Annotated in this window: 14 protein-coding genes; 8 read left to right on the forward strand and 6 right to left on the reverse strand. The window is 62.4% G+C overall.

The genetic code is table 11. From position 1 onward, the window contains the following. Positions 1-54 precede the first annotated feature (54 nt). The 3 genes from NH14_RS19975 (at position 55) to NH14_RS19985 (ending at position 4,774) form a co-directional block, all read left to right on the forward strand. Complete coding sequence (locus NH14_RS19975; RefSeq protein WP_052147932.1) at positions 55-1,356, forward strand: ABC transporter substrate-binding protein; 1,302 nt, start codon at positions 55-57, stop codon at positions 1,354-1,356. Beyond that, positions 1,356-4,289, forward strand: a complete 2,934-nt coding sequence (locus tag NH14_RS19980; protein ID WP_035524770.1) for a bifunctional diguanylate cyclase/phosphodiesterase — start codon at positions 1,356-1,358, stop codon at positions 4,287-4,289. The genes NH14_RS19975 and NH14_RS19980 overlap by 1 nt, the downstream gene beginning before the upstream one ends. Before the next feature lie 68 nt (positions 4,290-4,357). Continuing rightward, positions 4,358-4,774: a cupin domain-containing protein gene (locus tag NH14_RS19985; protein WP_035524774.1), complete on the forward strand. Its 417-nt coding sequence runs from the start codon at positions 4,358-4,360 to the stop codon at positions 4,772-4,774. A gap of 82 nt (positions 4,775-4,856) precedes the next feature. On the opposite strand, the gene hutT is transcribed toward NH14_RS19985, so the two are convergent. Together hutT and hutH are read right to left on the reverse strand one after the other, a co-directional pair. After that, positions 4,857-6,251 carry an L-histidine transporter HutT gene (gene hutT / locus NH14_RS19990; RefSeq protein ID WP_052147933.1) on the reverse strand — a complete coding sequence of 465 codons (1,395 nt, stop codon included), beginning with the start codon at positions 6,249-6,251 and terminating at the stop codon, positions 4,857-4,859. Between the two features lie 155 nt (positions 6,252-6,406). Next, positions 6,407-7,969, reverse strand: coding sequence for a histidine ammonia-lyase (gene hutH, locus NH14_RS19995; RefSeq protein ID WP_244143469.1), 1,563 nt, complete (start codon positions 7,967-7,969; stop codon positions 6,407-6,409). A 381-nt stretch (positions 7,970-8,350) separates the two neighbouring features. On the opposite strand from hutH, the gene NH14_RS20000 reads away from it, so the two are divergent. Beyond that, entirely contained in the window at positions 8,351-9,091 is a 741-nt protein-coding gene (locus NH14_RS20000; protein WP_035524776.1) for a hypothetical protein, read from the forward strand. Between the two features lie 111 nt (positions 9,092-9,202). Here NH14_RS20000 and NH14_RS20005 read toward each other — a convergent pair whose 3' ends face one another. After that, a complete protein-coding gene (locus NH14_RS20005) occupies positions 9,203-10,357 on the reverse strand; it encodes a branched-chain amino acid ABC transporter substrate-binding protein (protein ID WP_035524779.1) in 1,155 nt (384 codons plus the stop codon). Between the two features lie 194 nt (positions 10,358-10,551). Beyond that, the gene (locus tag NH14_RS20010; protein WP_035524781.1) at positions 10,552-12,120 is read right to left on the reverse strand and encodes a methyl-accepting chemotaxis protein; all 1,569 of its coding nucleotides are present in this window, start codon (positions 12,118-12,120) and stop codon (positions 10,552-10,554) included. A 471-nt stretch (positions 12,121-12,591) separates the two neighbouring features. On the opposite strand from NH14_RS20010, the gene NH14_RS20015 reads away from it, so the two are divergent. Next, entirely contained in the window at positions 12,592-12,789 is a 198-nt protein-coding gene (locus NH14_RS20015) for a hypothetical protein (RefSeq protein WP_035524783.1), read from the forward strand. A 124-nt stretch (positions 12,790-12,913) separates the two neighbouring features. Here NH14_RS20015 and NH14_RS20020 read toward each other — a convergent pair whose 3' ends face one another. Beyond that, positions 12,914-13,819 carry a LysR family transcriptional regulator gene (locus NH14_RS20020; protein ID WP_035524785.1) on the reverse strand — a complete coding sequence of 302 codons (906 nt, stop codon included), beginning with the start codon at positions 13,817-13,819 and terminating at the stop codon, positions 12,914-12,916. A gap of 102 nt (positions 13,820-13,921) precedes the next feature. On the opposite strand from NH14_RS20020, the gene NH14_RS20025 reads away from it, so the two are divergent. From NH14_RS20025 to NH14_RS20035, 3 genes are all read left to right on the forward strand, one after another. After that, positions 13,922-17,503, forward strand: a complete 3,582-nt coding sequence (locus tag NH14_RS20025) for an indolepyruvate ferredoxin oxidoreductase family protein (RefSeq protein ID WP_035524787.1) — start codon at positions 13,922-13,924, stop codon at positions 17,501-17,503. Positions 17,504-17,781: 278 nt separating this feature from the next. After that, the gene (locus NH14_RS20030) at positions 17,782-18,240 is read left to right on the forward strand and encodes a DUF305 domain-containing protein (RefSeq protein WP_052147953.1); all 459 of its coding nucleotides are present in this window, start codon (positions 17,782-17,784) and stop codon (positions 18,238-18,240) included. Next, positions 18,237-19,724 (forward strand): YncE family protein, encoded by a 1,488-nt coding sequence (locus NH14_RS20035; RefSeq protein WP_035524792.1) that lies wholly within the window; start codon positions 18,237-18,239, stop codon positions 19,722-19,724. Before NH14_RS20030 ends, NH14_RS20035 begins: the two co-directional genes overlap by 4 nt. A 94-nt stretch (positions 19,725-19,818) precedes the next feature. Here NH14_RS20035 and NH14_RS20040 read toward each other — a convergent pair whose 3' ends face one another. Next, positions 19,819-20,709, reverse strand: coding sequence for a LysR family transcriptional regulator (locus NH14_RS20040; protein ID WP_035524795.1), 891 nt, complete (start codon positions 20,707-20,709; stop codon positions 19,819-19,821). Positions 20,710-20,745: the final 36 nt, after the last annotated feature.

Raw genomic sequence — 20,745 nt, forward strand, 5'->3', positions numbered from 1 at the left:
GCGAGCATCAGTCCCAATGAAACGCCAATCTCAATCCGAAAAAGCGAGCCTTGCATGGGACGAGTCGAGTTCTTCCGGTGGTGGCGATACGGTTTGACCGGCCTGGCTTTCCTGCTTTTCCTGTCCGGCTGCCACGCGCACAACGACGCCACGCCAACGACTCCACCGGCCGCGCGGACCACCATCACCGCATTGGTGTGGGCGCCCGACTGGCCGCAGGAAATGCTCCAGATCGCGGCCGAATTCAGCAAGCTCAATCCCGACGTGCGCGTGGATGTACAGTTCATGATCGGCAATTCGGTTGAGGAAAACATCAAACCGCGCGTGGCGGCGGGCACGCTACCCGATTTCGTGAGCGTCAATCCCAACGCCTACTCGGCCGCACTCGCGGACCAGGGCGTTCTTGCCGATTTACGGCAGACCGCCGCGTGGAATAACATGCTGGCTCCCCTCAAGGCGGATTGGACCAGCCGCCGGGGCAAGGGGTTTGGCATTTCGGGCGGCGTCGCGACAACCATGATCTATTACAACCGGGATATGTTCGCAAAGGCCGGCATTACCCAGGTGCCGACCGACTTCGATGCTTTCCTGCGGGTTTGCGCGCAGCTCAAGCGGGCGGGCTTCACGCCCATCATGTGGAGCGGCGGTTTTCCGAATCTGCTCGGCAATGGGCCCTTTGCTTCGGGTTTCGCTAACGGCGTAGTAGCCAACGAGGCGGACTGGCGCAACAAAATGGCCAACGGCACGCTGAATCTCGACACCCCGGTAGTGGCCGACATCTTCGCCAGGATGGCTTTGATTCCCGAACGCGGATACGTTCAACCCGCCTTCATGACGACGGGCTACGACGAGGGCATCCGGCTCTTCAAGGAGGGCAAGGTGGCGATGGCTTTCGAAGGCAGTTGGTCCGCCGGCTCGATGCTGCACGGCAATGCCTTTCAGACCGGAGTATTCGTGCCGCCATGGAATTCGCGCGGCGCGCAGGTCGTGCCGGTGCTCGGCAGTGAGACGGGTTTTGCCGTATGCGAGACGCCGCGCAAGGCTGCTGCACTGCGCTTTCTGGAATTCATGGCGGGCAAGGGCTTTCTGATTCTGCAAAAGAAACGGCATAACATTTCGCCGTTCCGCGAAAACGCGGGCACCGCGGTGAGCGACCCGATGATCGTCGATTACACCAACGCGGTCCGCCGCTATCCGGTCACGGCGAGTCCGTATTATTCGTCGCTGCCGTCGAATACCATCGAATACCTGCACGGGCTCATGCAGGACGTGCTGCTGCACAAAATCACGCCAGCACAGGCCGCGAAGCGACTGGATCAGTCAGTCAAGAACGAAGCGAAAATGCACTACAAATAATGAACTTGATTCCCGCCCCGCTGCGCCTCGCGTTCGACTACCTCTCGCAGGACCTGCTTCGTCGCGTCGAGATCCGTCACCGGCTCATGGCGGCTTTCGTGCTGCTGTGCCTGCTGCCCGTGATCATCTCGGGCTGCATCTCGTACGTGAAATCGGTCGCGGCAATCAAGGAGAATGCGGAGGTCTTTTCGCGCGAAGTGGTCGAGCAGGTGTCCAAGAACGTGCGCATGCGCATGGAGCAGATCGAGACCGAGAGCAGGCTGCTTGTGGTGTCGAGCCGGCTGCAAGGCGCGCTTGCCGGTGCAGCGACCACCGGGCATGGCAACGAGGCGCGCGAAGACATGGCGCGGCTGCTGCTCGAACATTTCGGGTCGGTGGATTTCATCAACCAGAAATATCTGCTCGACGAGAACAATCGCATTCTCGATACGCAGGCGTTCGCGCAATTGACGCGCGGCGTCACCAGCCTCGTCGAGCGCGCCGAGGCCCAGCACGAACGCACTTTCTGGGGCAGCTACGACAACGGCGTCGGCGAGCAGAACCTGGGGATGGTCGCCGGGATCTTCGACAAGAGCAACGACCAGAAAATCGGCAATCTGGTTCTGGTGGTGAGGCCGCAGTATTTTTCGACGATCTTCAGCAACATGGCATCGCGAAGCGGAATGGAAATCTGCATTCTTGATGCGGGCAGCAAAGCCGCCATTATTCGCGCCGACGATGCCGCGGCTCACGGCGACAAGCCATGGGTGTCCCACCTGATCGGGAGCATCGGGCACAACGGGGCAGCAGGCGATACGAGCCATTTCCTGACCGTGACGGGATTGCGAGGCGAGCGCTACCTCGCCGCCTACACACGCGTTCCCGGCACCAGTTGGCTCGTGGTGAGCACGATTGCGGAAACGAACCTGACGACCGAGGCGCGAGCGGTGCGCAACCAGATCGTGCTGGTGGGCATCTCGGGTTTTCTGCTTTCGCTGTTTCTGGCGTATTTCATTTCGCGCAGCATTTCGGAACCGCTCAGCAAGCTGGTGCGCAAGATGCACGATACCGGCGACGATGCAGGTGTGCCGTTCGAGCATGGCGCGCCGCCTGGAACAGCGGCGCGAGGACAGGACGAACTCGCGAGGCTCGAATTGCGCTTCGAGCGAATGCGCGGCGCGATCGGCCAGAAAATACAGAAGATCAACGAGATCAACGCGTCGCTCGAACAGACCATTGTCGAGCGTACGGCCGAACTCGTGGCGCGCGAGCGCGAGTCGCGCACCTTGATCGAAAATTCGCCGGATACCATTACCCGCTATGACCGCGACGTTCGCCGCATCTATGCGAACCCTGCGTTTTGCGCGTCGTCCGGGAGCAGTCTCGCCGATGCGCTCGGCAAGCGGCCGTCGGAACTCCCTGGAGGCCCGAACGCGCTGATTTACGAAAGGAAAATCCGCGAGGTCCTTGCCAGCGGAAAAAGCACGCAATTCGAGCTGAGATGGATCGGCAAGGGTGGCTCCGAGCAATGCTCCCATATTCGCATCACGCCGGAAATCGACCTCTTTGGCGAGGTCAATTCGGTTTTGGCCGTCGGGCGCGACCTTTCGGACCGCATGGCCTTCGAGGCCACGATCTGGCGGCAGGCCAATTTCGACGCGCTCACGGGCCTGCCGAACCGCCAGATGTTCCATGAGCGTCTCGATCATGAAGCGCAGCGCGCACGCCGCTCGGGCCGGCGCATGGCGCTGATGCTGATCGACCTCGACCGCTTCAAGGAAGTCAACGATTCGCTCGGCCACGACACGGGCGACGTTCTGCTGGTGCAAGCGGCCCGGCGCATCAGTGCGTGCGTGCGCGAAACGGATACGGTGGCGCGCCTGGGCGGCGACGAGTTCACGGTCATTCTTCCGGAGCTCGACGACGATGAGCAGGTAGAACGGATCGCGCGAACGATCAATGCGGGCCTCGCGTTGCCATTCAAGCTGGGCGCGGACGAGGAATTCATTTCCGCGAGCATCGGCATTACGTTCTATCCCGGCGATGCCGACGAACTCGACGTGCTGTTCAAGAACGCCGACCAGGCCATGTACGCGTCCAAGAACGCCGGGCGCAATCGCTTCTGCTACTTCACGCCCGCCATGCGCGTGGAGGCCGAAAGGCGCTTGCGGCTCACGAGCGACCTGCGCGCCGCCTTGCCCGAAAGTCAGTTTCAACTGTTCTATCAACCGATCATTGAACTGGCGAGCGGCACGGTTTGCAAGGCCGAGGCGCTGATCCGCTGGTTCCATCCGGTGCGCGGCATGATCAGTCCGCTCGAATTCATCCCGCTGGCCGAAGACACAGGATTGATCGTGCCGATAGGCGACTGGGTATTCCGGCAGGCGATGCAGCAGGCGCGGCGCTGGCGCGAGCGGTATCACGGCACGTTTCAGGTGAGCGTGAACATGTCTCCGGTGCAGGTTCGCCAGGACAGCATGCAATGTGCGCGATGGTCCGAATATCTCGCGCGCGAAGGTATGGCGGCTGGCAGCGTTGCCGTGGAGATAACCGAGGGCCTCTTATTGCAGTCGGAGTCGAATATCGATGAAAAACTGCTGACCTTGCGCCGTGCCGGCATCTGCATTTCGATCGACGACTTCGGCACGGGTTATTCGTCGCTGGCTTATCTTCAGCGCTTCGAAATCGATTATCTGAAGATCGACCGGTCGTTTGTGCAGAATCTGAGCGTGAACGAAGATAATCAGGCGCTTTGCGAGGCGATGGTAGTGCTCGCGCACAAGCTCGGCATTCAGGTGATTGCCGAGGGCGTGGAGACGGCGGAGCAAGAGGCGTTTCTTAAAGCGGTGGGATGCGATTTCGCCCAAGGGTTCCTTTATTCGAAACCCGTGCCGCCCGAGCAGTTCGAGGCATGGGCCTGGCGGCCCGTTGCTGAACTGGCGGACGAAGATTAGGTGGCCGGGAAAGCGGGCGAGGCCGAATCGCAGGAGAATTGGTACTGGACGATGCAGGGGAGTAGATCATGCAACGCGATTCGAATGACGCCGAGGCCGCGCTGGTGAGCGTTCATCCCGCACGAGAAATCGACACGACACAGCGCTTGCCTTATTTCGTCGGCATCTCCTCCGCTACGGCGGGCGCGAAAGGCTTGTCGATGCATCTCGTTGTCGTCCCGCCCGGCGGGCACGCCGAGCCGCATAGTCATTGCGGCTACGAAACCGCCATTTACGTGCTCGAAGGGCGGGTCGAGACGCGCTACGGCCCAGGGTTGCGACAGTCGGTGATTACCGAGGCCGGCGATTTTCTGTTCATTCCGCCCGGCGTGCCACATCAACCATTCAATTTGAGCGCGACGACGCCCGCGAGGGCGATCGTCGCGCGCAATTATCCGGAGGAACAGGAGCAGGTGATGCCGTATGATCCGTCGCGCGACGAGTGAGGGCCGAAAGCAATAAAAAACGCGCCCCGTATCCAGCCATGCCGGATACGGGGCGCGTTGCAATACTGCCTGCAATAACGCGTCAGCTCTGCTTCGCCATCTCGCGCTGTTCCTCGCTGGAAGCGGGCGTGCCGTTGAGCTTGCTGCATGCCCACCAGCCCATCGTCATCACTGCGATCCAGCCGATGCCGACGAACAGCGCAATGCGCGTGTCCTGCTCATAGCCCAGAATGCCGATCACGAAAATCATGAACGCGATTGCCACCGCGGGGCCGACCGGCCACAGCGGCACCTTGAACTTCAGCGCGCGCACTTCGTCCGTGGACAGACGCCGGCGCATGGCGACCTGCGAAAGCAGGATCATCAGCCAGACCCAGACCGTGGCGAACGTCGCAATCGAAGCGATGATCAGAAAGATCTGGTCCGGAATCAGATAGTTGAGCAGCACGCCGCCAAGCAGCGCCACGCCCATCACGAGCACCGTCACCCACGGCGCACCGGCGCGCGACGTGATCGCGAAGACGCGCGGCGCATGTCCTTGCGCGGCCATGCCGTACATCATGCGGCACGCGCCGAAGATGTCGCTATTGATCGCCGAAACCGCCGCGGAAATCACGACCACGTTCAGGATCGTTGCCGCGGACTTGATGCCGAGGCCCGAGAAGATCTGCACGAACGGGCTGCCCTGGCCGTCGATCTTGCTCCACGGGAACACGGCCATCAGCACGACCATGGTGAGCACGTAGAACAGCAGGATACGCACCGGCACTGCGTTGATCGCGCGCGGCAGAACCACTTCGGGGTTCTTCGCCTCACCGCTCGTAATGCCGATGATCTCGACTCCGCCATACGCGAACATCACCACCGCGAGCGAGGCAATCAGGCCGCCCACGCCGTGCGGCGCGAAACCGCCGTGCGTCCAGAGATTCGAGAGCCCGTGCGCCTGCTCGCCATTCATGCTGATGCCCAGCACGAGAATGGCGGCGCCGCCAATGATCATCGCGCCAATGGCGAGGATCTTCGCGAGTGCGAGCCAGAACTCCATTTCGCCGAAGATCTTCACGTTGCACAGATTGAGGCCGCAGATCAGCAACACGATCGCCAGCACCCAGATCCATTGCGGCACATGCGGAAACCAGAAGGCCATATAGATGCCGAAGGCCGTGACGTCCGCGAGACCCACGATGATCATTTCGAGGATATAGGTCCAGCCGGTGAGAAAGCCGGCGAGCGGGCCGAGATAGTCGCCGGCGTAGCGGCTGAACGAACCCGAGATCGGATTGCGCACGGACATTTCGCCGAGCGCGCGCATGACCATATAGACCGCTGCGCCGCCGAGGATATACGCGAGGATGACTGCCGGGCCTGCGAGCTGGATCGCCGATGCCGATCCGTAGAAGAGCCCGGTGCCAATGGCCGAACCGATTGCGAGGAACCGGATGTGGCGGGCGCCGAGATTACGCTGAAGATTTTCCAATGTCTCTTTCCTTGAGCGGGCCGGCCCCGGTGGCTGGCGCCAACGGGGCTAACCGCCGGCCCGCTTTGTCTTCTCCTGGACACGGCCGCGGAGGATCGCCGGGCATTGCTCGGGATTCCTCACGGCCGTGCGTGCTTGATACGCGATGCGGGCCTTTACAGGCTCGGCAGCGTGGCGGCGGGCACGAGTGCGCTCAGGTGGCGCTGGGCGATCAACGCGCTCGCCGCTTCGATATCGGGCGCGAAGTAGCGGTCCTTCTCGTAGAACGGCACATCCTTGCGCAGGATATGGCGCGCGGTTTCCAGCGCGTCGGTGGTCTTCAGGCCTTCGCGGAAGTCCAGGCCCTGGCATGCGCCCAGCCATTCGATTGCGAGAATGCCCTTCACGTTGTCGGCCATTTCCCAGAGACGGCGGCCCGCATTGGGCGCCATCGACACATGGTCTTCCTGATTGGCCGAGGTCGGCAGGCTGTCGACGCTGGCGGGGTGGGCGAGCGCCTTGTTGTCCGAGGCGAGCGCCGCGGCCGTCACCTGCGCGATCATGAAGCCCGAATTCACGCCGCCGTTCGCCACGAGGAACGCGGGCAATTGCGACATATGCTTGTCCATCATCAGCGAGATGCGGCGTTCGCTGAGCGAGCCGATTTCAGCAATTGCGAGCGCGAGATTGTCAGCGGCCATCGCAACCGGTTCGGCGTGGAAGTTGCCGCCCGAAATGACGTCGCCTTCCTCAGGGAACACGAGCGGGTTGTCCGACACGGCGTTCGATTCCACTTCGAGCACTTCGGCTGCGTTGCGGATCTGCGTGAGGCACGCGCCCATGACCTGCGGCTGGCAGCGCAGCGAATACGGGTCCTGAACCTTTTCGCAATTCTCGTGCGATGCGCCCACCTGGCTCGATGCGCCGAGCAGATGACGATACACAGCAGCAGCGTCGATCTGGCCGCGCTGGCCGCGCGCGGCGTGAATGCGCGGATCGAACGGTGCGCGCGAGCCGAGCATGGCTTCCACGCTCAACGCGCCACACACGCTCGCGGCGGCGTAGAGGTCTTCGGCGAGGAACAGGCCCTTGAGCGCGTAGGCGGTCGAGGCTTGCGTGCCATTCAGCAGCGCGAGGCCTTCCTTCGCGGCGAGGCTGAGCGGCTCGAGACCGGCGATCTTGAGCGCTTCGCGCGCCGGCATCCAGCGGCCGTCGTGGCGCGCTTCGCCTTCGCCCAGCAGCACGAGCGACATGTGCGCGAGCGGCGCGAGGTCGCCCGATGCGCCCACCGAACCCTTCACGGGAATGCGCGGATACACCTCGGCGTTCACGAGCGCGATGAGCGCATCGATTACCGAGCGGCGGATGCCCGAGATCCCGCGTGCGAGGCTGTTGATCTTGAGCACCATGATCAGGCGCACGAGCGCGTCGTCTAGCGCTTCACCCACACCCGCGGCGTGCGAGAGCACCAGCGAGCGCTGGAGATTTTCGAGGTCTTCGCGCGCGATGCGCGTCGAAGCGAGCAGACCGAAGCCGGTGTTGATGCCATAGGCCGTGCGGTCTTCCGCGATGATCTGCTCGACGCAGGCCACGCTGCGCTCGATGGCCTCATTGGCGCTGGTATCGAGCGAGAGTCGCACGGGGTTCTGATGCACGGTGCGCAACTGCGGGAGCGTAAGCGTTCCGGGGGTGATGCACAGCGCCGTAACTTGATGGGTATCCTGGCAACGCGAAGTCACGGACTTCCTCCACATGAAATATTGAAAGCTAAGGCAGCTAGGGATTACTGCCACGCTCGAAGCATATTGTATAGACAACTTTGCGGATATGAGGGTTTACGCATAGGCCGTTGTGGGCCGAATTTGCGCGGTTTGTCGTAGGAGCGTGCCTCGTAAGGCTGGCTAAAGTTGTCTATTCAATATGAAATGGGGAGGGATGCCGATGAGCTGGCAGGATCGGGCGAATGACTGCGAGCCCATGGCGAAAATATTTGCCGATTTGGCTCACCGATAAATACAGCTTGATACTATTCTTGAACTGTCTAATTCATATTCAAACTGTTTAGTTATACGGCATAAAACCACAAGCCATCGTGGCTTGCATATGACGGGGGCGTAACTATGGAGTTTCTTGGCGCAGATATCGGCGATAACGTTGGCGGGCACTATCGTATAGAACAGTTGAAGGATGGAAAGGCTCCCAATCCGGATGCTATTCCGTGGTCCGCAGAGCGCGTGGGGCAATATCTGGTGCTGATAGGCGATCCTGTTAACAACCAGAAAATCCGTGCCGATAACCTCATCGATCAGTTTGCCGCGATCGATCAGGCTCCCCGGATCGGTGACGTTCCCGAGATTGACCGTCCGTTCCCGTCGCTTGATAAGTCGCTCCTCAAGGACAACAAAGAGGTCGAAGGGTGCATCTGCATCGGCTACATGCGGTTGAAGATTGTTATGCCGGTAACCTCTTGGGTGGAGCACAATGCGCCCCCGTGGACTATCCAACGGACCGATTACATAACGGACTACATCTTCGCGACTGCCTACAACGTTTCTTTACCTGAAAAGGCCAAGAAGTACCAGGTTCATACTTCCCAATCCAAAGGGGGCCAGGTACATGTCGAGCAAATCTGTGCTTACCGGTTGCGTGCTTTCCTTGAGCACCTGAGTACAAACAACGAGGCTAAGAAGCAGACCGTAATCAACCTCAAGACCATGCGGGTTCGGGGGGCGGTGAAGTTCAGTGGAAAGAGTTCGGGCAAGTCATCTCTGCACGAGGCCTGCGGTGGATGCGTAGGTGTCTGGACGGCGCTTAAAAAAGAATATCCGTGTCTCGGAGACGTCGAACTCGTGTTCGACTGAAAGCAGCGGGAATCGAACGCCTGCCCAGAACACATCGCAAGACGCTCACTGAAACGAAAACGCGCCGCGCTCGCAAAACCCACGAGCGCGGCGCGCAAATTTCCTGAGCAGTTACTTCTTCGTACCCACGGTCTGCAACGGCACCCACTTGCCCCCCTGGACCTTGTACACCGTCACGCCGCCATACTTCAGGTCTCCGTACTGATCGTACGAGAGCTCGCTGGTGGTAACGCCCTTCATGTTCGTCGCCTTCAGCGCGGTAAGGAACACGTGCGGATCGGTCGAGTCCGCCTTCTTCATGGCGTTGAACACCGCCATCGTGCCGTCGTACGCATACGGCGCGTACAGTTCCACCGGGTGATTGAAGCGCTTTTCATAACGCTCGGCAAAAGCTTTGCCGCCCGGCATCTGGTCGAGCGGGCTGCCTTCCGATGCGGCCAGCGTGCCTTCAGCCGCCTCGCCCGCAATCTTGATCAGGTTTTCCGACTGCACCATGTCCGGCCCGATCAGCGTCGATTTGATCGCCAGCGAGCGCATCTGCTTGAGCATCGGCGCGGCTTGGGTGTCGGCGCCGCCGTAGAACACCGCATCCACGTTCGACGACTTGATCCTCGTGAGAATCGAGCGGAAGTCCACGGCCTTGTCGTTCGTGAATTCCTGTTCGACGATGGTCGCGCCCGCTGCCTTGGCGGCCTTGGCGAACTCCACGGCCACGCCTTGCCCGTAGGCGGTGCGGTCGTCAACGATCGCAATGCGCTTGAATTTGAGACCCTTCACAGCGTAGTCGCCAAGCACGCTGCCCAACTGCGTATCCGAAGTCAGCAGACGGAACGTGGTGGGCAGGCCCAGACGCGTGTAGGTAGGAGCCGTGGCCATGGCAATTTCGGGGATGCCCGCCTTCGCGTAGATCGGCGCGGCCGGAAGGCTGGTGCCCGAGTTGTAGTGGCCGATCACGGCGGCCACGCCGTCGTCCACGAGTTTTTGCGCGACCGTCGTGCCGGTGCGCGGGTCGGCCTGGTCGTCCTGGGCGTCAAGGACAAAATGCACGGGCTTGCCGCCGATCACCGGGTTGGTGGCGTTCATGTCCTCGATGGCGAGTTCCACGCCGCTGCGGAAGTCGGCGCCGTAGTGCGCCTGGCCACCCGTGAGCGGCGCGGCGAAGCCGATCTTCACGTCGACCGGCGTGGCTGCAAAGGCGCTGGAAGCGCTTGCCAGGGTAAAACCCAGGATACATGCGGCGGAAAGGGCAGTGCGATGAAACGACATTCTTGTTGTGCTCCTCGATGGTGAATCGTGCTGGTGCCCGCCCACGACAGCCTTGCAGGCACATGTCTCCTCGCGTTCCGTTCTTACGGTCGGCTGTCACCAATATACGAACCCGGAGCTTGTTGGGTCTTGTGGGAAATAAACTCTGCCGATGCAGAAATCGGCATAGTTGCAAAACCCTCTCCGAGGCAAGGTTAGCCGCGCGCGTCCGCTGCCGTTCTGAACACCGCGACCGCTTCCTGAAGACGATGCGACTGTTCCTCGAGCGATTGCGTGGCCGCAGCCGCTTGCTCGACCAGTGCCGCGTTCTGCTGGGTCTTGTCGTCCATCTGCGCGACGGCGGCGTTGATCTGTTCCAGACCGTTGCTCTGGTCCGCTGCCGCCGCCGCGATCTCGTGAACGATGCTGGTCACGCGTCCGATCGCGCTTTGTGCTTCGCTGATCGTCGCGCCGGTGGCCTCGACGAGTTCCGCACCGTTGCCCACGCGCTCGACCGCCTGTCCAATCAACGCGCGGATTTCCTTTGCCGCGTTCGCGCTGCGCTGCGCGAGCGTGCGCACCTCGGCCGCCACCACGGCGAAGCCCCGGCCTTGCTCGCCGGCGCGTGCCGCTTCCACGGCGGCATTCAGCGCAAGAATGTTGGTTTGAAACGCGATGCCCTCGATCACGCCGATGATGTCGACCATCTTGCGCGATTCGTCGCGAATCTCCTGCATGGTAGCGACGGCGCGCGTGACCATGTCGCCTCCGCGGTTCGTGATTTGCGCGGCGTTGCCGGCCAGTTCGCTCGCGGCTCGCGCGTTTTCCGAAGTGTTGCGGACCATTCCGGTCAACTGATGCATGCTCGACGCCGCTTCTTGCAACGCAGCGGCCTGGCTTTCGGTGCGCGCGGACAAGTCCATGTTGCCGTTTGCGATTTCGCCAGCAGCGGCCGCGACGTTGCCGGCGCTTGCGCGTATCTGCGCGACAGTCATCGCAAGTGCGTCGCGCATCTGCCTGATCGCGAACATCAGGCTGCGCTGGTCCTCTTCGCGAATGGCAAAAGGTGTCGCCAGGTCACCGGCGGCAATCGCGCCAGCCACTTGCGCTGCCGTGCGGGGATCGCCGCCGATCGTGTGCTCGATGCTGCGGTTCGTGTACACGACGATCAGCGCGAGCAGCGCGGCCACCGCGGCGAACACGCCGCCCGACACATAGAGCGACTGGATAAATGCGCCTTCGATGTCGTCGATGTAGGCGCCTGTCGAGATGATCCAGTCCCACGGCGCGTAGCGAATGACATAGCCAAGCTTGTCGACGGCCTTGGCAGGCACGACGTTCGGGTGCGGAAACACATAGTCGACGAAACCGCCTGCCGGGGACTGGGCGACGGACGCGAACGTCAGGTAATGGCGCCTGCCATCGGCGTCCACCACCTGAGAGAGGTCCTTGCCCTCTGTGCCGGGCTTGATCGGATGCATGATCATGCGGGGCGTCGAATCGATCACGAGCAGGTAGCCGTCGCTGCCATAGCGCAGGCCGCGCAGCCGTTCCAGCGCTTCCTTGCGCGCCTGCGCCAGTGTGAGCGCGCCGCCTTGGGCGAGCGCGGCATATTCCTCGACAATGCCGAGTCCGACCTGCGCGATATTCTTCAGATCATTGCGGCGTTCCTCCATGCGTGTCTGATAGGAGAGCCATGCGGAGCCGATCGATACAAGGAGCAATGCGGTCAGGCTGACTACGAGCGGCAGCCAGAGTTTTTGCCGGAAGCTGAGCGTGTACATCGGGGAATATTTCCTGATAGGTCGTGCCGTTGATTCGGTCGTGAGAATGCACGTTACCCATTTTTCTAACGGCCCGACAAACCATGGATTGATAGTGTTAAACCCGCATGAAATCAGGCTGCATATTATTCAGTGTGCCGGCGCAATAACGCCGTCTAGTAATGCGTCAAGCGCATTGAAATGCCAGTCCGCCTATGGTCCGATTCGCTCCGCCCCCGCAAGGAGGGTGCTGCAGGCAGCACAGTTACTGGCTGCCGTGATGCCGACCATTGGCCGCTGTGGCAACGGCCAGCCAGTTGATGCGAAACGGGAGACGATGCGTGATTGTTCCTGAAAGAACGTCTTTTGCCACTACGCCGGAATCCAGCGCGGCTGTCCTGCTCGCCCTGGCCAGCCACGTTGCGCCTGCAATGGTTTTGGCCCGGCAAAAACGACGACGCTCTTTTCGCTTTACGGGTGGAAGGTCGTGACATGTTGAGTCCCCACGAGCTTGCTACGCTGATGCTGGTGAAGAGTGCGCCCGACGGGATCGAACCGGACCGGATCGAGCTTGGCGCGCTTCGCGAGCTTCAGTTGATCGACATCGGGCCGCCGGAACTCGGCGTTCCGCTGCCTCGCGTGACGCCGCGTGGCGATGCTCTATTGCGCGCGGTGGCGCGCGTGCGCTAGGCGCGCGGCATCGTGGTGTCGATGGTTCCGAGCCAGACGATAAGCATCGCGAAGCATCAGGATGGGGGAAGGGCAACTGCGTCTTACTTGCGCCGGTGTGCAACCACCTCATGACGTGCCGGGGTCACGCGCCGCACGCGTGAATCAGAAACTGTTGCAGCGCGGCGGCGGGCCCGCTCATTTGCGCGTTCTTCTGCCAAAGCATGCCGGCTTCCATCGGCGGAATCGCGTCGAGCACGGGGCGCGCCTCGATGCGCTTGCCTTCGAGCGACCACGGCCGAAACACCATATCCGATAACACCGTCACGCCAAAACCGTGCGCGACCAGCCCGCGCAACGCCTCCATCGAAGAGGTGCGGAACGCGATATTGGGCTTGGCGCTTTTCTTCTTCCAATAGCGCAGCGTCGACTGCTCGGCCTCGTCCACAGTAATCAGAATATACGGGTGCGCGGCAATGTCTTTCAGCGACGGCGCGTCGATTTGCGCAAGCGGGTGCGAGGGCGCCATCCACAACTGCCGCCGTGAGCGATTGAGCACATGGCTGCCGAATCGGTTCAGGCGGTCGACGTTCGATAGGAGCACCACGCCCAGATCCAGCTCGCCGTTCAGCACGGCCGTTTCGATATCGGGGCGCTCGCGGTCCTGCAAGTCGAAATCCACGAACGGGTAAGTCGCGCGAAAGCGCGCGAGCAATTCGGGCAGGAAGTAGCCGAGCAGGGTATAGGTCGCGGCAATGCGCACGGTGCCGCGCATGTCGTACGCCCGGAACGGCGGTTTGTGCACTGCATCACGCGCGGCGTCCAGCACGCGGCGCGCGTGATTGTAGAAATCCTGACCGTCGGGCGTAAGCACCACGCCATGGGGCAGGCGCTCGAAGAGCCGTGTGCCCAGCCCGCTTTCCAGCGCGAGCACGGCATTGGTTATCGCCGATTGCGAGACGTGCTCGTTGGCCGCCGCCATCGAGAACTGGCCCGTTTGCGCCGCCGCCACGAAGTAGCGGAGCTGCCGCAGAGTGAGATCGAACGCCATCTGTTTTTCGCATATCAGGTTTGCCTATTTGTGATTTTACGATACGAATATGGCTTCCTATACTCGCCGGAAAACGATCATCCATCGGAGACACAACCACCCATGAATGCGCGCGACCCGATTGCACACAATGCACAGGACGTAACGATCGACACGCCGGCCACCCCGGTTTCGCTCGACGACAAGTACACGCTCGAACGCGGGCGGGTTTACATCAGCGGCACGCAGGCGCTGGTGCGCTTGCCGATGCTGCAAAAGGCGCGCGACCGCAAGGCGGGCCTGAACACCGCGGGCTTCATTTCTGGCTATCGCGGCTCGCCGCTGGGGGCGCTCGATCAGTCGCTGTGGAAAGCCAAGAAGCATCTGCACGACAACGACATCGTGTTTCAGCCGGGCGTGAACGAGGATCTGGCCGCCACCGCCGTGTGGGGTTCGCAGCAGGTCAACCTGTGGCCGGGCGCGACGCGTGACGGTGTATTCGGCATGTGGTACGGCAAGGGTCCGGGCGTCGACCGCACCGGCGACGTGTTCAAGCATGCGAACTCCGCGGGCAGCGCGGCGCACGGCGGCGTGCTCGTGCTCGCGGGCGACGACCACGCGGCGAAGTCTTCCACGGTCGCACATCAGTCCGAGCACGCGTTCATCGCGGCGGGCATTCCCGTGCTCTATCCGTCCAATGTGCAGGAATACATCGACTACGGCTTGCACGGCTGGGCGATGAGCCGCTACTCGGGCCTGTGGGTGGCCATGAAGTGCGTGACCGACGTGATCGAATCCACGGCGTCGATCGATCTCGATCCGGACCGCGTGGAGATCGTCACGCCCGACGACTATGCTATGCCCGCGGGCGGCCTCAATATCCGCTGGCCCGATACGCCGCTCGTGCAGGAAGCCCGCTTGCTCGACGAGAAGTGGTATGCGGCGCTTGCCTACGTGCGCGCGAACAAGCTGAACCGCGTGGTGATCGATTCGCCGAAGCCGCGCTTTGGCATCATGACCGCGGGTAAGGCCTATCTCGACGTGCGCCAGGCGCTCAGCGACCTCGGTCTCGACGACCAAACCTGCGCGCGGATCGGCTTGCGCGTCATGAAGGTGGGCTGCGTGTGGCCGCTCGATGCGCAGGACGCGCGCGCATTCGCCACCGGCCTCGAAGAGATTCTCGTGGTGGAAGAAAAGCGCCAGATTCTCGAATACGCGCTGAAGGAAGAGCTATACAACTGGCGCGAGGACGTGCGCCCCAAGATCTATGGCAAGTTCGATGAACGCGACAATGAAGGCGGCGAATGGTCGGTGCCGCGCGGCAACTGGCTTTTGCCCGCGCATTACGAACTTTCGCCCGCGCTGATCGCGAAGGCCATCGCGCGGCGGCTCGCGCGCGCCGATCTGCCTGACGACGTGCGGGCGCGCATGCTGGCCCGCGTGGCCATTATCGAGGCGAAGGAGCGTGAGGCCGCGAAGCCCCAGGTTAGCGTCGAGCGCAAGCCGTGGTTCTGCTCCGGCTGCCCGCACAACACCTCGACCAATGTGCCCGAAGGCTCGCGCGCGCTCGCGGGCATTGGCTGCCACTACATGTCGATCTGGATGGACCGCAAGACCGAGACCTTCAGCCAGATGGGCGGCGAGGGCGTGACGTGGATCGGGCAGATGCACTTTGCCGGCGACAAGCACGTTTTTGCGAATCTCGGTGACGGCACCTACTTTCACTCCGGACTGCTTGCGATTCGCGCGGCTATCGCGGCCAACGCGAACATCACGTACAAGATTCTCTATAACGACGCGGTCGCCATGACGGGCGGCCAGCCTATCGACGGCGTGTTGACCGTTTCGCAGATCGTGCATCAGGTTCATGCCGAAGGCGCGAAGCGCATCGTGATCGTTTCGGATGAGCCGGAAAAATACGATTCGCGCATCGCGCTGCCGGCGGGCGTGGATATTTTCCACCGCGACGAACTGGACACCGTGCAGCGCACGCTGCGCGAAGTGCCGGGCACGACGGTGCTGATCTACGACCAGACCTGCGCAACGGAAAAGCGCCGCCGCCGCAAGCGCGGCACGTATCCCGATCCCGCTCGCCGCGCGTTCATCAACGACGCGGTGTGCGAGGGCTGCGGCGACTGCTCGGTGCAATCGAACTGCCTGTCTGTCGAGCCGCTTGAAACGCCGCTTGGCACCAAGCGCAAGATCAATCAGTCGTCGTGCAACAAGGATTTTTCGTGCGTGAAGGGCTTTTGCCCGAGCTTCGTGACGGCGGAAGGCGCGCAACTGCGCAAGCCTCAGGCTGCGCGTGGAACAGCCGCGCCCGACTTCGACGCGCTGCCCGTACCCACGCTGCCTGCGCTTGCACGGCCTTACGGCATTCTCGTCACGGGCGTGGGCGGCACCGGGGTGGTGACCATCGGCGGGCTGATCGGCATGGCTGCGCATATCGAGAGCAAGGGCGTGACCGTGCTCGACATGGCCGGCCTCGCGCAGAAGGGCGGCGCCGTGCTCAGCCATGTGCAGATTGCATCCGCGCCCAACGCGCTGCATGCGACGCGCATCGCCACGGGTGAAGCTCGGCTCGTGATCGGTTGCGATGCGCTGGTGAGCGCATCGAGCGACGTGCTTTCGCGCACCCAGCATGGCGTGACGGTGGCCGCGGTCAATAGCGGCGCGACGCCCACGGCGGACCTCGTGCGCAATCCCAAGTGGGCATTCCCTGGCGCGCAGACGGAGGCGAGCCTGCGCGAGAGCATCGGCGAGGGCTGCGAGTTCATCGATGCCAATGCACTTGCGCTGACGTTGCTGGGCGACACCATCTACAGCAACCCGCTGCTGCTGGGCTTTGCGTGGCAGAAGGGCTGGCTGCCGCTTCAGCTTGCGAGCCTGATGCGCGCGATCGAGCTCAATGGCGTGGCGGTCGAGAAGAATCGCCTTGCGTTCAACTGGGGCCGCCATGTGGCGCATCACGGCGAAGCCGCGATTCAGGCGCATGCAAAGCCCGCGCAGCAGGCGATTGTCGTGCGCATGCCCGAGTCGTTGGACACGGTGATCGCCTCGCGCGAAGCATTGTTGACGGCTTACCAGAATGCGGCTTATGCGCAGCGCTATCGCGACGCTGTCGAGCGGATTCGTGCGAAGGAAATGCAAGCCACCGGAAATACGAAGCTGCCGCTCACGCGTTCCGTTGCCGTTAATCTCGCGAAGCTCATGGCGTATAAGGACGAATACGAAGTCGCACGGCTCTATGCCGATCCCGCCTACCTTGCGAAACTGCGCGAGCAGTTCGAAGGCGAGCCGGGCCGCGATTACAAGCTGAAATTCCACCTCGCGCCGCCGTTGCTCGCGAAACGCGATGAACAGGGCCGCCTGAAGAAGAAGCAGTTTGGCCCGTGGGTGCTCCCGGCCCTGCGTGCGCTCGCGCGCATGAAGGGGCTGCGCGGCACGGCGCTGGACGTGTTCGGCCACACGGCGGAGCGGCGCGGCGAACGTCAGTTGATTGCCGATTACCTCGCGCTGGTCGAGGAGTTCTGCGCGACGCTCGATGCCGAACGTCTTGCGGCGGCGCTCAAGCTGGCGGGCATTCCCGATGATATTCGCGGTTTCGGCCATGTGAAGGAGAACAATATTCGCGCCGCGGCCAGCAAGCGCGAGCAACTGCTGCGCGAATACCGCAACCCGGTGCGCATGGCGGCGAGCGCGTAAGCACGCCGCGCATTGTCCCTCTCGCCGCAAGACGTTCCGCCGGCGGGAGGGACAGAGTGAGATTTCGCAAGCGCCAGGACGTGCCCGACGAGCACGCCGATGCGAGCCGATAGCATCGCCAAAGCAAACACGGCGCAATAGCGCCCCGCCTGCTTTCGAAAAGAAATATCCGGCACACCCGGAATAATCCTGCGTGCGGCTGGTTCACCCCATTAAGACTCAATGACTTGCAGGGGAGAACCATCGTGCGAACAGTCCAGCGCGCCTTCACGGCCGGCATGGCCATTCTTGCGCTGTGCGGCTCGGCTGCATTTGCGGCGGGTTTGCAGGCCCCATCCTCCGACGCAGCATCCTTCAAGGCCGAGAACGACGCCGCCATGACAAGGATGATGGACGGCATGTCGGTCAAACCGACCGGCGACGTCGACCGCGATTTCGTCGCGATGATGATCCCCCACCATCAAGGCGCCATCGACATGGCCCAGGCCGAGCTGCGTCACGGACACAACGAACAATTGCGCCGCATTGCACAAGAGATCGTGGTCGAGCAACAGCAGGAAATTGTTGCCATGCGCCTCGCGCTCGGGCAACCCTTACCGCCTTCGGCAAGCACGCCCGATCAGCAGCAGGGGCCGGCCTCCAGCCCCGCAGCCCACCTTCATTCCTCGCCACACCAGGGCATGCAGATGCGCATGCCAAATTCAACATCGAATTCCACACAGAAGGAGCCGCGATGAAACGCACATCGTTTTGCGCCGTCGCCATGTCGGCGGCTGCTTTCGCAGCCGCGCAGTTGGCCTGGGCCGGGCAGGCTCCCGGATTGTTGTCCTCCCCCGACATTCCGGTGAGCCACCACGATCGCGTCTATGCCGCCGAGCAGTTCTCGAACACGGTCTCGGTGATCGACCCGGCCGATAACAAGCTGCTGGGCCTGATCCGTCTCGGCGATCCGTCGCCGGGCAATTTCAGCCCGCTGTACAAGGGGCAATTGCTCGTGCATGGCATGGGCTACGCACCGGACCATCGCACGATCGCGGTGGTGTCGATTGGGTCGAACTCGGTCTCTTTCATCGACACGCAGACCAATGCCGTCAAGCACGTCACCTATGTGGGCCGCTCGCCGCACGAGGCGTTTTTCACGCCCGATGGCAAGGAGGTCTGGGTGACCGTGCGCGGCGAAAACTATGTAGCGGTGCTCGACGGAACGACGTATGAGGAGAAAACGCGCATTACCGTTCCAGCCGGCCCCGGCATGCAGATCTTCTCGCCCGACGGAAAGTATGGCTATGTGTGCTCGTCATTCAATCCGCAGACCGAAGTAATTTCCGTGGCCGACCACAAGATCGTGGGCACGGTCAAGCAGGCCAGTCCGTTCTGCCCCGATCTTGCCGCCACGCCGGACGGCAAGCAAGTCTGGTTCACGCTCAAGGACGTGGGCAAGGTGCAGGTGTTCGACGCCCAGCCGCCGTTTGCCATGCTCAAGACCATCGATACGGGCCCGATCACGAATCACGTGAACATCGTGCATAACGCGAAGGGAACGTTCGCTTATGTAACGGTAGGAGGCCTGAACGTCGTGAAGGTGTTTCGGACCGACGACTTCTCGCAGGTCGCGGCGATTCCGGTCGGCAGCCTGCCGCACGGCCTTTGGCCGTCGGGCGACGGCAGCCGCATCTATGTCGGCCTGGAAAACGCCGATGCGATGATGGCCATCGACACGCTCACGAACACAGTGATCGCCACGGTGCCGATTGGCCAGGCGCCTCAGGCCGTCACCTACGTGCCGAACGCCGTGCCGCAAGGTGATGGCACGCAGAACCTGCAACCGCTGGGCCTCGCCGGGCAGAGCGCGCACGTCGCGCTGGTGCCGGTGGGTTCAGCGGCTTCGGGCAACGCAACGGACGCCGCGCATGCGCCCACCACGGTTGCGTTATTCGACCAGGGGCTCGTGCAGGTTCTGCAGGCCGCCGTAACCGGTTTGCAGCCGAAACAGCCCTATGCACTGGGGCTTGCCGATCGTCCCGATGGCAGCGGCGACGTGCAGGTGCTCGCGAACTTCGTGACGAACCCGGCGGGTTCAGCGATCGTCAACGCGCTCGGGCAGATTCGTCAGCTGGTTACGCCGGGCATGAGCGCGTCCGGCGACAAGCGCCGCTATCTCGTGGTGGCGCCGCTCGTGGAGGGCAAGCTGGGCACGCCGGTGCAGGTGCAGACGTTATGAGCGGGCAGGTTGCGCCGGCTGGTGGCCGGTGCGCTTCGTTGCGGGCTTCGTCATGCGCTTCGTCAACGCGGTCTGGGCGCGCCGTTCATGCCGCTCACCCGCGCATGAGTTCAAGTATCCTGGCGCGCAGCCACAGACTGGCCTGATCCTGCTCGCTGCTGCGATGCCAGTACAGATGCCATTCCAGATTGGGCAACTCGAACGGCAGTTCGAAAATGCGCGCGTCGTGGCGTTGCAGAAGTTCGACCGGCGCGGTGAGCGCAAGATCGGTGCGCAGCGCCACGAGCGGCGCCACCATGTAGTGCTGCACGCGCATCTGGATGCGCCGCTGCCGGCCGAGCTTCTTCAATTCCGAGTCGACGAAGCCGCTCCCCTGGCGGCGGCTCGACACCTGGATATGGCCGAGCGCGAGATAATCGTCCATGGTCAGCGTCTCGCCCGCAAACGGGTGATCGTGACGCAGCATGCACGCATAGTGGTCGTTGCCGAGCGGCGCCTGATGCAGTTGCGGGTCGTCGACGAGCGGCACATCGATCGCAAAGTCGATCTTGCCGGTGGCCAGCGCAGTGGACATCTCGCTGCGCGGCGTGAAATAGCATTCGATGCTCATGCCGGGCGCCTGTTGCTGAAGCACCTCGCCCAGCGCCGGCAGCAGCATGGCCTCGCTCAGGTCGGGCATGCTCAGGCGGAAGGTGCGCTCGGAAGTGGCGGGCACGAACACATCGCCTTCGGTCGCGCTTGCTTCGAGCAGTTGCAGCGCCTCGCGCACGCGGCCAATGATGTTCTCGGTGAGCGGCGTGGGCACCATGCCGGCCGATGTGCTCACGAAAAGCGGATCGTCGAACGCCTTGCGCATGCGGGCCAGTGCATTGCTGACCGCGGGTTGCGTGATGAAGAGCGCCTCGGCTGCGCGAGTCAGATTGCGCTTTTCGTAGATCGATTCGAATACGACGAATAGATTCAGATCCAGTTTGGGGGAACGCATCTCACAGTCTCCGTTTGCCGTCATCATAAACGAGAG

This window comes from Paraburkholderia sacchari, assembly GCF_000785435.2.
Classification (GTDB): Bacteria; Pseudomonadota; Gammaproteobacteria; order Burkholderiales; family Burkholderiaceae; genus Paraburkholderia; species Paraburkholderia sacchari.

Excerpts from the sequence above, each read along its gene's own strand:
- NH14_RS19975 (WP_052147932.1), top strand. The coding sequence starts at position 55 with ATGGGACGAGTCGAGTTCTTCCGGTGGTGGCGATACGGTTTGACCGGC.
- NH14_RS19980 (WP_035524770.1), top strand. The coding sequence starts at position 1,356 with ATGAACTTGATTCCCGCCCCGCTGCGCCTCGCGTTCGACTACCTCTCG.
- NH14_RS19985 (WP_035524774.1), top strand. The coding sequence starts at position 4,358 with ATGCAACGCGATTCGAATGACGCCGAGGCCGCGCTGGTGAGCGTTCAT.
- NH14_RS20000 (WP_035524776.1), top strand. The coding sequence starts at position 8,351 with ATGGAGTTTCTTGGCGCAGATATCGGCGATAACGTTGGCGGGCACTAT.
- NH14_RS20005 (WP_035524779.1), bottom strand. The coding sequence starts at position 10,357 with ATGTCGTTTCATCGCACTGCCCTTTCCGCCGCATGTATCCTGGGTTTT.
- NH14_RS20010 (WP_035524781.1), bottom strand. The coding sequence starts at position 12,120 with ATGTACACGCTCAGCTTCCGGCAAAAACTCTGGCTGCCGCTCGTAGTC.
- NH14_RS20015 (WP_035524783.1), top strand. The coding sequence starts at position 12,592 with ATGTTGAGTCCCCACGAGCTTGCTACGCTGATGCTGGTGAAGAGTGCG.
- NH14_RS20020 (WP_035524785.1), bottom strand. The coding sequence starts at position 13,819 with ATGGCGTTCGATCTCACTCTGCGGCAGCTCCGCTACTTCGTGGCGGCG.
- NH14_RS20025 (WP_035524787.1), top strand. The coding sequence starts at position 13,922 with ATGAATGCGCGCGACCCGATTGCACACAATGCACAGGACGTAACGATC.
- NH14_RS20030 (WP_052147953.1), top strand. The coding sequence starts at position 17,782 with ATGGCCATTCTTGCGCTGTGCGGCTCGGCTGCATTTGCGGCGGGTTTG.
- NH14_RS20035 (WP_035524792.1), top strand. The coding sequence starts at position 18,237 with ATGAAACGCACATCGTTTTGCGCCGTCGCCATGTCGGCGGCTGCTTTC.
- NH14_RS20040 (WP_035524795.1), bottom strand. The coding sequence starts at position 20,709 with ATGCGTTCCCCCAAACTGGATCTGAATCTATTCGTCGTATTCGAATCG.